General features: G+C 40.1%; 11 protein-coding genes. All 11 read right to left on the minus strand.

Annotated features, from left to right (window positions below; all coding sequences use genetic code 11):
- Positions 1–142 precede the first annotated feature (142 nt).
- Positions 143–1021, minus strand: coding sequence for a methylenetetrahydrofolate reductase [NAD(P)H] (gene metF / locus HMPREF9960_RS08480; protein ID WP_005591207.1), 879 nt, complete (start codon positions 1019–1021; stop codon positions 143–145).
- A 103-nt stretch (positions 1022–1124) separates the two neighbouring features.
- On the minus strand, positions 1125–3377 hold the full coding sequence (metE, locus tag HMPREF9960_RS08485; RefSeq protein WP_005591208.1) for a 5-methyltetrahydropteroyltriglutamate--homocysteine S-methyltransferase: 2253 nt from the start codon (positions 3375–3377) through the stop codon (positions 1125–1127).
- A gap of 368 nt (positions 3378–3745) precedes the next feature.
- Entirely contained in the window at positions 3746–4831 is a 1086-nt protein-coding gene (locus tag HMPREF9960_RS08490; protein ID WP_005591209.1) for a HigA family addiction module antitoxin, read from the minus strand.
- Positions 4824–5162, minus strand: coding sequence for a type II toxin-antitoxin system RelE/ParE family toxin (locus HMPREF9960_RS08495; RefSeq protein WP_005591210.1), 339 nt, complete (start codon positions 5160–5162; stop codon positions 4824–4826). The genes HMPREF9960_RS08490 and HMPREF9960_RS08495 overlap by 8 nt, the downstream gene beginning before the upstream one ends.
- A gap of 155 nt (positions 5163–5317) precedes the next feature.
- Positions 5318–5731, minus strand: coding sequence for a hypothetical protein (locus HMPREF9960_RS08500; RefSeq protein WP_005591211.1), 414 nt, complete (start codon positions 5729–5731; stop codon positions 5318–5320).
- Entirely contained in the window at positions 5706–6539 is an 834-nt protein-coding gene (locus HMPREF9960_RS08505) for a hypothetical protein (RefSeq protein ID WP_005591212.1), read from the minus strand. Before HMPREF9960_RS08505 ends, HMPREF9960_RS08500 begins: the two co-directional genes overlap by 26 nt.
- A 50-nt stretch (positions 6540–6589) precedes the next feature.
- Entirely contained in the window at positions 6590–7774 is a 1185-nt protein-coding gene (locus HMPREF9960_RS08510; RefSeq protein WP_005591213.1) for a restriction endonuclease subunit S, read from the minus strand.
- Entirely contained in the window at positions 7761–9371 is a 1611-nt protein-coding gene (locus HMPREF9960_RS08515) for an HsdM family class I SAM-dependent methyltransferase (protein ID WP_005591214.1), read from the minus strand. Before HMPREF9960_RS08515 ends, HMPREF9960_RS08510 begins: the two co-directional genes overlap by 14 nt.
- The gene (locus HMPREF9960_RS08520; protein WP_005591215.1) at positions 9371–12433 is read right to left on the minus strand and encodes a type I restriction endonuclease; all 3063 of its coding nucleotides are present in this window, start codon (positions 12431–12433) and stop codon (positions 9371–9373) included. The genes HMPREF9960_RS08515 and HMPREF9960_RS08520 overlap by 1 nt, the downstream gene beginning before the upstream one ends.
- Positions 12434–13000: 567 nt before the next feature.
- Positions 13001–14095 carry an AI-2E family transporter gene (locus HMPREF9960_RS08525; protein ID WP_005591216.1) on the minus strand — a complete coding sequence of 365 codons (1095 nt, stop codon included), beginning with the start codon at positions 14093–14095 and terminating at the stop codon, positions 13001–13003.
- 87 nt (positions 14096–14182) lie between these two features.
- Positions 14183–14554, minus strand: a complete 372-nt coding sequence (locus tag HMPREF9960_RS08530; RefSeq protein ID WP_005592453.1) for a hypothetical protein — start codon at positions 14552–14554, stop codon at positions 14183–14185.
- Positions 14555–14570 lie beyond the last annotated feature (16 nt).

Here is a 14570-nt window from a genome sequence, read left to right on the forward strand (position 1 = left end):
AGAACTAATATAAACAAAATAAGACATTTTAGCAAGCAAGAAAAGAACGACTCTATCATTTATCAGCTTCTAAATGATCAAAACCTATAAACAAAAACCACTAAACAGCAAATGAATCTGATTAGTGGTTTCTTCATTCATCTTAAAAAGATTGAACGGATGGGGTATGGTTAAAGAGCGCATGGGTCGCCTTATAGATATGGTAAGCTGTTGCCGCGTTATTCATCGTATAGAGATGGATCCCTGCTACATCATGGGTCACCAAATCGACAATCTGATCCACCGCATAGGCTAAACCAGCTGTCCTCAGGGATTCTGGATCATGTTCATACTTATCCAGAATAGCCTTGAATTTGCGCGGAAGATGAATATTCTCACACGTTTTCAAAAGACGAAGCGCTTGGTTTCGATTCAGAATAGGCATGATACCTGCATGAATCGGAACATCGATCCCAGCCAAGGTACACTTATCTTGGAAATCATAGAAGCGTTCATTGTCAAAGAAGAGCTGAGTGACAAGACTAGAGCAGCCCGCATCAACCTTTTTCTTTAGATTCTGAATATCTGAGATCTGGTTTGGTGAGTCTGGGTGCCCCTCTGGATAGCAGGCTCCGATGATGTCAAAATGTGGTGCTTCTGTCTTGATATACTCAATCAAGTCAGTCGCATATCTAAAATCATCCTTAGGCGCCACATCTGGAAAAATATCGCCTCGCAAAGCCAAAATCTGATTGACCCCAACCCGATCCAAAACCTGCAAAATATTGGACACCATTTCTTTGGTTAGATAAACAGCTGGCAAATGGGCAATCGTTGGAATCTCAAGGTCATTGGAGATGAACTCAGCCAAACGAACCGTTGTCTCCTCAATATCAAATTTATTATTGCTGGCAGTCACACTGATAAAGTGGGGAGCCAGATCTTGCATCTCCCTCAACGCCTGAAAAATCTTATCATTGCCTACTGCCGGATTAGGAGGAAATACTTCAAATGAGAGACTAGGAGTTTGGCGATTCACCATAGAGATAAAATTCCTTTCAATCTACTAACTATCAGCCTATAACAAACCTGCAAACAGCTTTGTTGCAGGTTTATCAGAGCTGAGTTTAAATGTAGAAATAATATTAATTCAGTTTTTGTCTAGCTGCTTTAGCCGCTTCGACAAGGCGGATCAAGCTTTCTTTTGTTTCTGGAATACCACGTGTTTTCAAACCACAGTCAGGGTTGATCCAAACCTTCTTGCTTGGTACTTTGGCAAGGATGGCTTCGATAGTGTGGTCGATTTCGCCTTCGTTTGGCACACGAGGTGAGTGGATATCGTAAACCCCAGGTCCCACTTCTGTTTGGAAATTTTTCGCTTTGAGTTCGTCCAAGATTTCAAGGTTTGAACGGCTGGCTTCAAAGGAAATAACGTCCGCATCCATGTTGTCGATAGCCGGGATGATATCTGTAAATTCTGAGTAACACATGTGAGTGTGGATTTGAGTGTCTGGCGCAACTGTAGAGTGTACCAAGCGGAAGGCAGGAATTGCCCAGTCAAGGTAGTCTTCGTACCAGTCGCTACGACGGAGTGGCAATTTTTCACGAAGAGCAGCCTCGTCAATTTGGATGATTTTCACACCAGCAGCTTCAAGGTCAAGTACTTCATCTTTGATAGCAAGAGCGATTTGAAGAGTAGAATCCTTGATAGAGATGTCTTCACGTGGGAATGACCAGTTCAAGATTGTAACAGGTCCAGTCAACATACCTTTGACAGGTTTGTCTGTACGGCTTTGTGCGTAGCTAGACCATTTCACAGTGATTGGGTTGAGACGAGTGACATCACCCCAGATAATTGGTGGTTTAACCCCACGCATACCGTATGATTGTACCCAACCATTCTTAGAGAAGAGGTAACCTGACAAGTTTTGACCGAAGTACTCAACCATGTCGTTACGCTCGAACTCACCGTGTACAAGCACGTCAAATCCAACTTCTTCTTGCCACTTGATCCATTCATCAATCGTTTCAGCAAGGAAAGCATCGTATTCTTCTTGTGACAATTCACCTTTACGGTAAGCCAAACGTTTAGCACGAACTTCTTTTGTTTGAGGGAATGAACCAATCGTTGTTGTTGGGAGAGCTGGCAGTTTGAATGCTTCTTCTTGGATGGCTTCACGTTCTGCAAAGGCTGGCAAACGAGTGTAGTCAGCATCTGTCAAACCAGCAATACGCACACGAAGTTCTGCATTTTCACCAACACGTTCAGTCGCAAAAAGTTCTTTATTTGCTGCAAGTGCTTCTGCACCTTGACCGTTACGGATAGCATCCAAGTCACGAAGTTCTTCCAATTTTTCAACTGCAAAAGCAAAGTGGTTCAAGATTGCTGGTTCAAATTCTTCATTAGCAGTTGTAAATGGCACATGAAGAAGTGAGCATGAGCTTGTCAAGACGATGTTTTCAGCTGGGATTTGCTCAAGAACAGCCAAGCTCTTTTCGTAGTTGTTGCGCCAGATGTTCTTACCATTGACAATACCCGCATAAAGAGCCTTGTCAGCTGGGAAGCCACCTTTAACAAGCTCAAGAGTTTTCTTACCTTCAACAAAGTCCAAACCAATCGCATCAACTGGCAAGTTCACAAGATCAGCGTAAACGTCACGAACATCACCAAAGTAAGTTTGAAGCAAAACTTCAAGACCTTTTTTGTCAGCCAAGAGTTTGTTGTAGAGATTCAAGAAGAGAGCTTTTTCTTCAGCTGTCAAGTCTTTGACAAGAGCCGCTTCATCCAATTGGATACGGGTCGCACCAAGTTCCGCCAATTTAGCAAAAACTTCTTGGTATGCCGCCACAAAGCTGTCTACGAAGTCTTCTGCTTTCACACCTTCTTCGAAGTCTGACAATTGAAGGAAGGTGAATGGACCCACAAGGACAGGACGAGTGTTCAATCCAAGTTCTTTTGCTTCTTGGAATTCATCGAAAATCTTGTGACCTGCAAGTTTGACTTGAGTGTCTTTTTCAAACTTAGGAACGATGTAGTGGTAGTTGGTGTTGAACCATTTCTTCATTGGAAGGGCACGAACGTCCCCTTTTTCTCCTTGGTAACCACGCGCCAAAGCAAAGTAGCGCTCAAGGTCAGTCAAGTCCAAGTTTTGAACTGAAGCAGGTACCACGTTGAAGAGGAAAGCTGCATCAAGGAAGTTGTCATAGTGAGAAAAGTCATTTGATGGGATTTCAGTGATGCCCTTTTCTTTGACAATGTTCCAGTGCTTCGCACGCAAGTCTTTCGCTGCTGCCAAAAGTTCGTCTGCTGAGATTTCATTTCTAAAGTATTTTTCAGTTGTAAATTTTAATTCGCGGAATTCACCCAAACGAGGAAAACCAATGATAGTCGTTGACATAAACGTCCTCCAAAAATTGTTGTTGAAACTATCTTAACAGAAAATCCGCCCTCTGTATAATTGGAATTTCACAGAGTTTGATATAGTTTAAAACTATACCACCATTATAGACAAAAGAAAAAGATTTGAGACAAATGTCTCAAATCCCTTTTGTTGCTTGTTTTTAAGTTACATACTAGTTTATAGATTAAAACAGGCTATCGCTAATTCTTGTAAACAACTATGACTTGTTATTAGAAAAGACTATAGGTTATCTAAATTTTGATTTCTCTTATCGCTTTTTAATAAAATGAGCGAATCAATTGGAGTCCACTGCTAACTATACTAAACTTTAAGCATCTTTTCATCTTCTAGGACTTCCAAAACAATCAAGAAACAAAATAATAATTGGTTTTTAGTTCTCGAAAACGATCAAAACTGAGAATGCCCTCGTTTTGTAATCTTCCTAGAACAATACTCGGGTGAGTATCTATTTCCTCAGCAAATTGAAGGATGTCTGACTTATCAAAGTTTCCTTTTTCTACAAAAGTTTGATAGTCTTCAGGTCTAATCAAGAAATCTTTTGCAAACTGGTCTGCCTGTTCCTCAGAACGTCGGTATGAGTCACTGTTTCCGTCTTCAGATGAAAAATCGTTCTGTAAAATGTGCCCAATCTCATGGAAAAGTGAGAACCAGAAAATATCGGATGCCTTGTTTCGGTCTGTCAATAATAGCAAGGCACTACCATTGCTGAATTTTTTTGTAGCGCCATTCAGATTAGCATTTGCCAAAGCAGGTAGACCGACTAGAACAACACCACAGTCTAGCAAGATGTCAGACAAGCGTTGAGGAAAGACCTCTGGATCTTGTCTGGTCAACTTTCTCAAAGCAGGTAGGCTTCTCTCTAACTTTCTACGATTGAGCTTGGTAGTCGTTTTATCACGCGCTTTTTTAGATGCCAACTCCAGCATGATATTGGAGTTGACTATACTTTTAGGCGTAAACTCACGTGTATTACGGTAGCTAACTAGATGGTTGAAAGTCGTGAGGTTTTTTAAATTCGCCACACCTAAAATCTTGCGAAGCTCGACAATCTTTTCTTTCAAAGTATAGCGTTTGTCTGGAACGTAACCTTCTTCCTTAAAATACTTGAAATCAATCATCTCACAGATTTCTTTCTCGCTACCTTCTTCTAGCTCTCTTTGTTCTGCAATCTCTGCAACCTTTACATCGTAAGTATTCTGAAGATTGAGCCAGGTTTGCATGGAAACTCCGCTTAGCTTGGCTAACTTATGAGCCGTATCCTTACTAATAGACTCCTCAGCATTGACGATTTTGCTGACAGTCTTTGCTGACACTCCCAAACGCTCTGCAAATTCTTTTTGCGTCACGTTATAATCTTCAATCAACTCTTCAACATACTGACCTGGATGAAAAGCAATCAGGTCTTTGTATTCAACAATTTTATTACTCATAGTGATTGCTGACCTCCTCTATTTTTAGAATTTCGATTTCAACGGGACTAGGAAATACCTTTTCTAGATCCTCATCACGAAATTCTACAATCAACCGATAGGAACTCCTTCGACCATCTATATCCAAAGCAAACTGTCCCTGTCTCTTTCCCTTGAGTTGGTGAAAGTGATATTTAGGAAAAGCGATCACACTAGCTAAAGAATCCGCCGCTTCCAAAAAGTTGATCAACTGATGCAACTTTACAGCAACCTTATACGAAAAATCTTTTTTCGCTCGCCTCAGCTCTGTGCACTGCTTTTTAACAGTTTTGTTTGTATAGATAAGCTTCATAAGTCCCTTTCTGTTAAATTAAATTACCTTTTGGGTAATTTAATTATAGCATCTTTAGACAATAAAAACCAGCCAAAAGTTAATTTGGCTGGGATGATGAATACAAAAATACGACATTAAATTTTGTAATATGATAAAAATTAAATTCAAAAAATTTAATCATTTATCTCAACTAAAAGTAATTTAAACAATCCTTGAGTAACTATAATTATTATAATTACAATACTTAGTAAAAAACCTACATTGATAAAATTTGGAATACAATTAATATTTAAAGATAACTCCATCATATAAAGTAAACTAACTACAAACGTATAGAAATATCTAACAATTATTTCTTCCCATTTTGATGAATAAATGTTTGATTTTTTATCATATAAAACAGACCTCATAGGAGAAGAATACAGTATAGCAATAGCAGAAAGTAAAAACCCCGTGATTACAGAAATAAAAGATACCGTATCACTATGATTTAGTAGCACATAGTCCCTTAATAAATATGATACAAACAGACTTACTACTAAAATACCACCAGAAACAATTCTATCTTTTCTTCGTAACTTTCTCATTTGCCAAACTCTCTATTTCTTTAAGCAAAATATCTTTTACCTCTGAACCTAAAAATTTCCCAGTTGCCTGTTGTTTCTCGACATTAATTGAAATCTTTTTGATAAAAGTACCACGGTTAAACACATGTTCAAATCCAGCATCATCGTTTCCTCTAATTAAAATACCAGAAAGTTGATGATTCTCAGACTCTTTTACAATTTTTCTGAGAAATGCTTTGATGTTATTTATTTTCATACTAGAGAGTTTTACGTTCAGAGTTATATCTTTTAAACCATCAGTTTCGAATAAATCATATAAAGCTTCGCGTTTTTGTGATAAAGTTGAAAAAATATCATCTTTTGAAGTAAACTGGATTTCATCAACACTAGATAATATTTTTAAAAATTCCTCTTTATCTTCGTAAAAACCTTTTATACTAAACTCAACCCCTGTCGTATCTTTAAGAATTTTTTCTAGCAAATTACGGTGTCTCACATCCGAAAAGTACAATAAATTATTATCTAAATCAAATAAGACAAAGAATTGCTTCAAAAACTCCAACTCCGTTTCTGATTTAGGATTTTCGCGTTTTTGATTTGTATAGTAGTCCGTTACAGTAGTATCTCTGGGCTCTAACTTTCCAGATTCTATAACTATAAAAACATAATGCTTATTTTTATCAACCTCTAGATGATATAACCCTTTTTCGTGTTTTAAATCACATGGGGTCAACTTATCAAAAGTCTTTAAAATAGGCTGTAACCACCGCTCCCCTCTTTTTTCACTTTTAATAAATGGTTTCCATATAGAAAAAGTAAGCTCTGACATTTATTTGCCCTCAAATTCTTTCGACTTTATAATTCTAACTGCTATTTCCTCTACTCTACCTTCACCTGTCCATTCATCAGCATTGGCAAGAGCCAATCACGAAGTTGGGTAAGTTCTTGGTTTTCTTGAATATTTTTATTTGTTTTCTTACTAAAGTTTAGTATGATTTGGGAGTATTCCTCTTGCAGCTCAATTGGAGGAACAGAAATAGAGTACCAATTCATACCATCTAAATTTAAATGTAAAACATTAGTTCCAGATGCCCATTTTTTTATATAATTATGATAATGCTCCGTACGCAAAGTTGAGTACAGATAATACTTATTAATAAAATCCACTTTAGAATCTATTTTAGCCAAATCCATAGAAAAGACATATTTTTGTTCATCAAAGGGAACAATAATCGGTGAACCTACAATATCAGCATTTCTTGTTAAATCCGTGCATGCAATTAGTAAATCTCCCCCACTTACAATCTTTTCTTTTAAATATTCTCCATTAAAATATTTTAGACCAGTAGATTTATAATTTCTATTTATATCAATTGATGCTAAGTTAATCATAGGGGTACCGATATTATCTTTTATATTCTCAGTTTTATATGATATGCCGCGCGAGACTGAAAGCTTATCTTTCAGCTTCTCCACTCCCCATCCCTCTGGGATTTCGCGTTTAAGTTCTGGGTTATAGACCATCTTTCCGCCTGATGATTTGTAGGGTTTGCCGTTCTGGTCTGGGAAATCGAACTGCACAAACCAGTAGTCATAGAGGGTCTTAGCCATGGCTTCCAACTCTTGATTGATTTGGTTGTTGATTTGGATTTTTTGGTCAATTATTAAGATTGACTTTGCAATTCTTTTTTGTTTTTCATTATCAATTTCAACATCAACAACCATGTCTTTTAGCATACTTTGAGTAATAAGTGGTTGACTAGAACCAATTTGTTTACTATTTAGATTTAAAGACTTCAATACATAATACAAATAAGTTAAATCTTGACCTTCTTTCGGGATACCTGCGATTGCATTATCTGAAACCCAACATAAATTTTCTTCGACATGTATACTTCCGCAATATGCACCCACTCTTCCAACAACTATAGTATGACTAAAATTAGATTTATCGGTATAACCTAATATTCCGTTTCCACCGTATATAGGTATATTTCCATCACTTTTTTTTATCGATTTTCCATTTTTAAAATCAATTACATCACCTAATTTAATCTTTACCATACTTCAACCCCTTCATTTGCTCTTTAATCTCCTGCTCCAATGCATGCGATTGCTGAAAAAGATCTGAGAGCTTGTCTTGAAAGGCGGTCATCTTGGCTTCAAACTCTTCTGCTGTGATATCTACATAGTCGATCTTGATATCAAAGAATTGGCCTGCGCTGAGAGAGTAGTTTTTCTCCTTGATGTCCTCATAAGAGATGGTGACAGAAAAGTCCTCAACGGCCTCTTTCTTGATAAAGGTCTCGACGATCTTCTGCTCTTCCTCTGGAGAGAGCACTGTCTTTTGGTTCTTGCCTTCCTTGACCTTGGTTCCGAGGTTTGAAGCATCAATGAGGACGACATCGCCCTTGTTTTTCTTATCGATAAAGAGGATAGAGACGTTGGTACCTGTCGTCGCAAAGATATTAGACGGCATAGAAACGACACCAGCCAGCATTTGATTGTCCACCAAGTGTTGGCGGATGGCCTTATCAATCCCTGACTGGGCAGTGATAAATCCTGTTGGCAAGACAACGGCTGCTTGACCGTCTGACTTCAAGGAATAGATGATATGCTGGACAAAGAGCTCGTAAATCGCCATCTTATCCTTAGACTTGGCTGGAACCTTTGGCACTCCTGCAAAGAAACGCTCACTTGCTTCTGGCAAGCTTTCCACTCGGTCACGCCACTCTGAAAAGTCTAGCTTGAAAGGCGGGTTAGACACGATATAGTTCATCTTTTCAGGATGACGGTTGGCGATGATGGTATTTCCCTGTACGATATTATGGATGGAGTGTTGCAGTCCATTCAAGATTAGATTGAGACGGAGGAGATTAGACGATTTTTGCGAGATATCCTGACTATAGACAGTGGTTTTGTCCACACCGATACGACTAGCAAGGTTCATTAGCAAGGTTCCCGAACCAGCCGACGGGTCATATATCCGCACGTTTGATGGTTGGTCATTTCCCACCAAGATATCAGCGATAATCTTAGCCACAGAGTGAGGCGTGTAGTACTCAGCGTACTTACCACCGCCGTCTTTGTTGTAGTCCTTGATCATGTACTCAAAGAGGGTAGAGAAAAAGTCGAAACCTTGTGAAAAGATGGTCTCATCGAACTTCACTCGAGTAAGGAGATTGATGATAGCTTTTGCCACCTCGTTACGCTTACTACTATCTGAGATGGTATCAGTAATCAAGCGCTCATCAAAGAGACGAATAGCCGTATCTCCGTCCGTATGAACAGAGAAAATATCGTTATTATCAATGGCGATTTGGTTGAGAGTATTTTCAAAAATCTCATAGAAAGTCGCCTCGTTTTGCTGACGGTGGAGACTTTCGATCAACTGGTCTGGCTTGAGCCAGGCTGTGCTGGTACCGATATCCTCTAAGAGCCAGTCATAGTCTTCCTCACTCATGGTCAACAAGTTTTCATAGGTGTTCCCTGCATCTAGCACCTGTGCTAGATATAAAAACTTATCATTTAAAAATTTGTAGAGGAAGGACTGGGTGAGGAGTTTGTATTCCCCCGCTTCCCCTCCTAGTCCTGCGTGGGTAAAGACGGCTTTTAAATCATCTACCAAGTCTTGGACTTGAACCTTGTATGTTTCATTCATTAGTGTTGGTATTCCTCTTCATATCCTTCAAATAGTGATTCAACGATATAGTTAAAATCCTCTCTTGTCAAAACACTTGCAGATTGGTGGGTTTTCATTTCAATCCGAGCTTCTTCTCGAATCATTTTCTTGAGGAAGTCCTCGTTATCGAGCACTCCTTGGTTTTGACCGATTTTACGGTCTAGTCTGACTTTAGAACCCTTGATGACATGGTAGATAGCAGGGAAGTCACTGACCATGGTCGAGTGGGTCACATGCTTGTAGGAACGCGCTGCCATCTCATCTCCGTTAAAGTTCATGGTTAGGCGTCTCATACGAGTACGATAGTCCTCCACGGACTTAAAGAGTTCTTCGTAGTCTTTTTGGGTTTCCTTGATATTTTCCATGGTGAAGCCTTCTTGCCCATGGATCAAGTGTTTTTTCATGATGCGCTGGAATTCTTCGTAGAGAGAGACCCACTCGGGATCTTTTTCATCACGTTGGCCTTGGATTCCTCCAGCGACTCGGCGTTTTAAGTCGTCCAAGTCATTGGCAGCAAGACGGAGCTCTTCCTCAGCAATCTTGATAAAGCTAAAACTAGTTTCAGACATGGCTAAGTTTAGAAGGGTACGGCTTGAAAACTCGTCTGGTTTATCCATCAAGGACAGGGTCAGCAAGCGTCTAGAGATGATATTGAGCAGGGTTGCAATCTGTGCGACATCGATCTGCTGGAGCAATTGATCATAGCCCAGTAAGCGTGCAACGTTATAGTACTGCTTGACCGACTCTAGGGCTTTCCGTAGCTCATTTAACTGCTTTCTATCCTTGATGTCATTGATAGCCTGTGAAAAGAACTCCAGATTTCCCGTCGGATAGTCCAGGAGGACATGCTTGGTCTTGCTCAACTCTTGCGCAATCTCATCTGCTGGCACAAAGAGAGAACCAAAGATATCCTCGCCATTTTCTCCTGTCAGAGTGATATCGTATTCTTGGTTAAGTTCTTCCAAATAAGCACGATTGGTCTTGTCAAACTCTTTTGAGATATCTGCAAAGTCGATGACATAGCCAAAGAGATAGTCCTTGTAAGGACGATTGACCCGTGTCAAGGTTTGAAGGAGATTGTGGGCCTTGATCTTACGCCCCAGATAGAGCCGCTTGAGGCGTGGAGCATCAAAACCAGTCAATAACATGGAATAGACGATGATGAGATCAATCTTGCCCTCCTTGTAGGCATCTACCTTTTCTTTCTTTTCTTCCTTGTCTCCTTCGTCATGGAGGATAAGGACAGAAGTCAGCTGGGTACTGCCATTTTGTCTGCGTTCTTCCAACTGTCTTTCGAGCTCACGGGCTTGCTTGGAAGAGTCACAGACGATCATCCCACCGATGGTCTGATCATCAAAAATTATATCACGTGCACGATTAAAATCCTCAAGGATAAAATCAAGCATAGGTTCCACATAGTGGGGATGAGCAAAGATATCTTCCTTGGACAACCCGCCACGTTGGATCTCTTCATTGATGGATCTGAGATTGTCTTTATAAGAAGTCTCGATATCTTCTCGCATCAAGCGTAGGGTAAAGCCATCATCGATAGACTGGTTGTAGTAGTATTTATGGATGTAATCTCCAAAGATATCGCGTGTTGTCGCATGATTTTCTTTTGTTTTTCCGTCTTTCTTATAGGTGATGAGAGGCGTTCCCGTCAAAGCAATCTTGATAGCATTGGTATCTGCTTGATAGAGATTTGGTAGATAGGAACCATGCTCATTGTAGGAACGGTGGGCCTCGTCAATAAAGTATATGTTTTGGCGATTTAGATCATAACCAGAGCGGTCTGTCAGGTCAGAATCGTCTTTGAACTTCTGGATGTTAACAACGGCTACGTCATAGCCATCTTGTTTTTGATTGAGCTCTTGAGGGCTTTTGATTCGCTTAACCTTGAGCCCTCGTTTGGTAAATTCTTTAAAGGCTTGGTCTGCCAGATCCAAACGATCCACGACAAAGTAAAACTGAGGGACTATTCCTTGTTTTGAAAAATAGTTGGTTAGATAGCGGATATTGAAGAAAGCGAGGGCAGTCTTACCTGAACCTTGTGTATGCCAGATAACCCCTTTCTTGATACCCTTTGCGATCGTTTCCTCGATAGCTCTGGTCGCAAAATACTGAGGATAACGCATAACGTGCTTCTGTAGTTGCATCTGGCCATCCTTGCTCTCTTCTTCTACATAGACCAGACCAAAACGAAGTAGAAAGAGCAGGCGTTCTTTGGTATACAAAGATGAGAGAAAGGCATTACACGGTGTATCATGGTTTAGGTTTGTTGTAAACTCGGGTTGAGATTTGAGGGCAAAGCGCTTCATATCTTCAAGGACGAAGTCAATTTGTTCGTCTGTTAAAGGTCCAATTGAATGCAGAAAATCTACTTCTCTTTCTTCCTTGAAAGCATTAAATTTTGTTTTTGAATAGGCGTTTGAACCGTAATAGGAACCCTGTTTTTGCTGTCCCTGTCCATTGATATAAGGCAAATTATCAGAGAGCGCAATCAATTGAGTAATGTTATTGAAGCGACGGAACTTGCGATTCTCAAAACGATATCGGGTTCTATCCTGCTCTGACTGAATCCCCGTCTTGCCATCTCGGATAGCATTTGGCTGTTTGACTTCGATATAAGAAAGGGGGAGTCCGTTGATAAACACAACTACATCTGGACGGAACTCATCCTGACCATTGTGACAGGTCACTTCCAGTGCCAGATGGAAGGTGTTAGCTTCTGGATTTTCCCAGTCAATATATACGGTATTTTCCTGACCTTGCAATCGTTTAAAGAAAGAACGCCCCAAATCATTTTGATCTAGTTCCAACTTAATATTACTCAGTTCTCGGTCAACATCTTCATCAGTTGCATAATTGTTGAATTTTAAAAATTGGTCTCTAAAAACAGATACCAGAATATTTGTTTCAGGATCTCTTTCATTTAAAATCTTACCATTGTGAGGCAGGTAAGTATAACCCAGTCGCATCAAGTGCAGTGCTGCTGGGATTTGTACTCTCGTTAATTCAGAAAAATCTTTTCGTTTTGCCATTAAAAACCTTCTTATACTTTAATTAAAATATTCATATCATGATATTCCCAAATTCTATACTAATCTCATTGTAACACATTTAAAGTTAGAATCCCATCATCTACTTCCCCTTCTGTAGCAAGTCAAATCTTTCGTCTATTATTTATTTCTTCAATTCAGAAGAATAGTGAGAATTTCCCCATTCTTAACATTTTCTATTTCGTGACGTTTCATAAATCGGATTAAGTATCTAAGAGCCGATTCCTTGTTTTCGTAGACTATAGGTCGACCTTTGTCCTTATAAGATAAGTAAATGTCATAATAAAACACCCCAAAAAGTTAGATTTTTGTATCTAACTTTTGGGGGCAACTCATTTATAAACTTTTTAAATATACCTAAATAGAAGTCTCCAGATAAAGAAAAGCAATCTGCAGAAATACTATTAAAGATAATTTCTTTTACAACTACTTAATAGTTGATGGATTTTGGAACAAACGGTTTCTATGACACTTACTTTGAGAGGATCTTTTAGAGCAGGAGCAGGAACAAAAGCAGCTGTCAGAATGAAGCCACTAAACTTCATTTTTTCACCTACTTGTGTCCCCTTCAGCCTCCTCCTTCTCCACAACAAACTCTCTGACCAAGCGGTAGATGACTGCGAAGATAGGAGTGAAGAAGATCATGCCGACCAAGCCAAAGAGGTTACCCCCAATCAGGGCTGCGGCTAGGGTAAAGAGAGTTGGGAGACCGACGGACTGGCCGACCACGCGCGGATAGATGATGTTGCCCTCAATCAGCTGCACCAGCTGAAAGACTGCGATAGAAAGAAGGGCTTTCCAAGGGCTGTCGGTGAAGATAAAGATAGCACCCAAAGCACAAGCAGAGAAAGGCCCTATGTAAGGAATGAAAGAGAGCACTCCAGCCAAAACCCCTGTCAGGGCCGCATAAGGCAGACCTGTCAAAGAGTAGGCGATAAAGACCAAGACACCGACAATGACGGCCTCAATCATCTGCCCCATCAGGAACTTATCATAGGTCTCAACAATAACAGAACCGACATAGGATAGACGTTTCACAGCTTTCTCAGGGAGCAGAACCTGTAAGAGACGGCTAGTAATTGTCTGCAAATGCTCCTTGCTGCTCAAGAAGGCAAACATGAGAAAAATAGACATGATGACCGAGAAGAAATTACCAAAAATAGCAGAGATATTCCCCGTCAGACTGCCCAGAAGAGAGATGGCTCGGTTGACAATGTCGCTGTTTTGCAGTTGCTTGGTCAAATCTTTCAACTGGCTAGAGGAAAGCAAGCCAGACTGCTGCAGCCACTTGGCTACCTGAGGGGCTACTTTGCCGATTGTTGCGCTCAGCTGATTGACCGCTGTGGTCAGAGTCGGTACGACGATAGAAACAATCCCCGTCATAATGAGAGCTAAAATCAGCACCTCCAAAACCAAGGCCAGACTGCGCTGCAACTTCTGAGGGACTCGGCATTTGTCCAAGAGGTCTTCCAGCTTTTTCATCGGGACATTAAAGATAAAGGCCAATACTCCGCCCAGTATAATAGGTGAAAATACTGACGTCAGGCTCTGCAGGCCCGACCAGATGTTTCCGATATAGAGAACCAGAGCCAGAGCAAGCGCCGCAAAGACGATGAGTTTATAGGATTCATTGATTTTTTTCATAAGGCTTCCTTTACAGTTTAGTCATTTCCCTATTTTATCATAATTTTCAAGGCCTTTCGAGCAGGAGAAAGTCAATCGCCACACTTGTCAATCAGCTTTGTCATCACTCTTAAATTTTGACAAATCTAGAAGATATAGAATTCCTGAGATGATAGATAGAAGTCCTGAAAAAGTAAATAGAAAAGAGATAAAGCCCATGATGGAGGCGCAGAATAGAAGCTCATGACTCGTCTTATTGACTCTTGGGTCGTTGCTATAGTGATACATTCCGACTATAGAAAGTCCCAAAAGCAGCCAGCTGGTCAATACAACCATATCACCCCAGCCAGGGTTTTCAACCAGTGTGGGAACCGAATAAATAATTTCCCAGTGCCATCTATTTAAAGAAGCGTAAATGATCTGAAGGCCTCCTAAAATGCCAACAATTCCATTTATCCACAGCAATTTGTTTGATTTCATAAGCATCTCACTCTTT

This window comes from Streptococcus cristatus ATCC 51100 (genome assembly GCF_000222765.1).
In the GTDB taxonomy this organism is placed as follows: domain Bacteria; phylum Bacillota; class Bacilli; order Lactobacillales; family Streptococcaceae; genus Streptococcus; species Streptococcus cristatus.

What these genes read in the sequence shown, in the direction of transcription:
- HMPREF9960_RS08515 (WP_005591214.1), bottom strand. Translation starts at nt 9,371, where the DNA reads ATGAATGAAACATACAAGGTTCAAGTCCAAGACTTGGTAGATGATTTA.
- HMPREF9960_RS08505 (WP_005591212.1), bottom strand. Translation starts at nt 6,539, where the DNA reads ATGTCAGAGCTTACTTTTTCTATATGGAAACCATTTATTAAAAGTGAA.
- HMPREF9960_RS08525 (WP_005591216.1), bottom strand. Translation starts at nt 14,095, where the DNA reads ATGAAAAAAATCAATGAATCCTATAAACTCATCGTCTTTGCGGCGCTT.
- HMPREF9960_RS08510 (WP_005591213.1), bottom strand. Translation starts at nt 7,774, where the DNA reads ATGGTAAAGATTAAATTAGGTGATGTAATTGATTTTAAAAATGGAAAA.
- metF (WP_005591207.1), bottom strand. Translation starts at nt 1,021, where the DNA reads ATGGTGAATCGCCAAACTCCTAGTCTCTCATTTGAAGTATTTCCTCCT.
- HMPREF9960_RS08520 (WP_005591215.1), bottom strand. Translation starts at nt 12,433, where the DNA reads ATGGCAAAACGAAAAGATTTTTCTGAATTAACGAGAGTACAAATCCCA.
- HMPREF9960_RS08500 (WP_005591211.1), bottom strand. Translation starts at nt 5,731, where the DNA reads ATGAGAAAGTTACGAAGAAAAGATAGAATTGTTTCTGGTGGTATTTTA.
- HMPREF9960_RS08490 (WP_005591209.1), bottom strand. Translation starts at nt 4,831, where the DNA reads ATGAGTAATAAAATTGTTGAATACAAAGACCTGATTGCTTTTCATCCA.
- HMPREF9960_RS08495 (WP_005591210.1), bottom strand. Translation starts at nt 5,162, where the DNA reads ATGAAGCTTATCTATACAAACAAAACTGTTAAAAAGCAGTGCACAGAG.
- HMPREF9960_RS08530 (WP_005592453.1), bottom strand. Translation starts at nt 14,554, where the DNA reads ATGAAATCAAACAAATTGCTGTGGATAAATGGAATTGTTGGCATTTTA.
- metE (WP_005591208.1), bottom strand. Translation starts at nt 3,377, where the DNA reads ATGTCAACGACTATCATTGGTTTTCCTCGTTTGGGTGAATTCCGCGAA.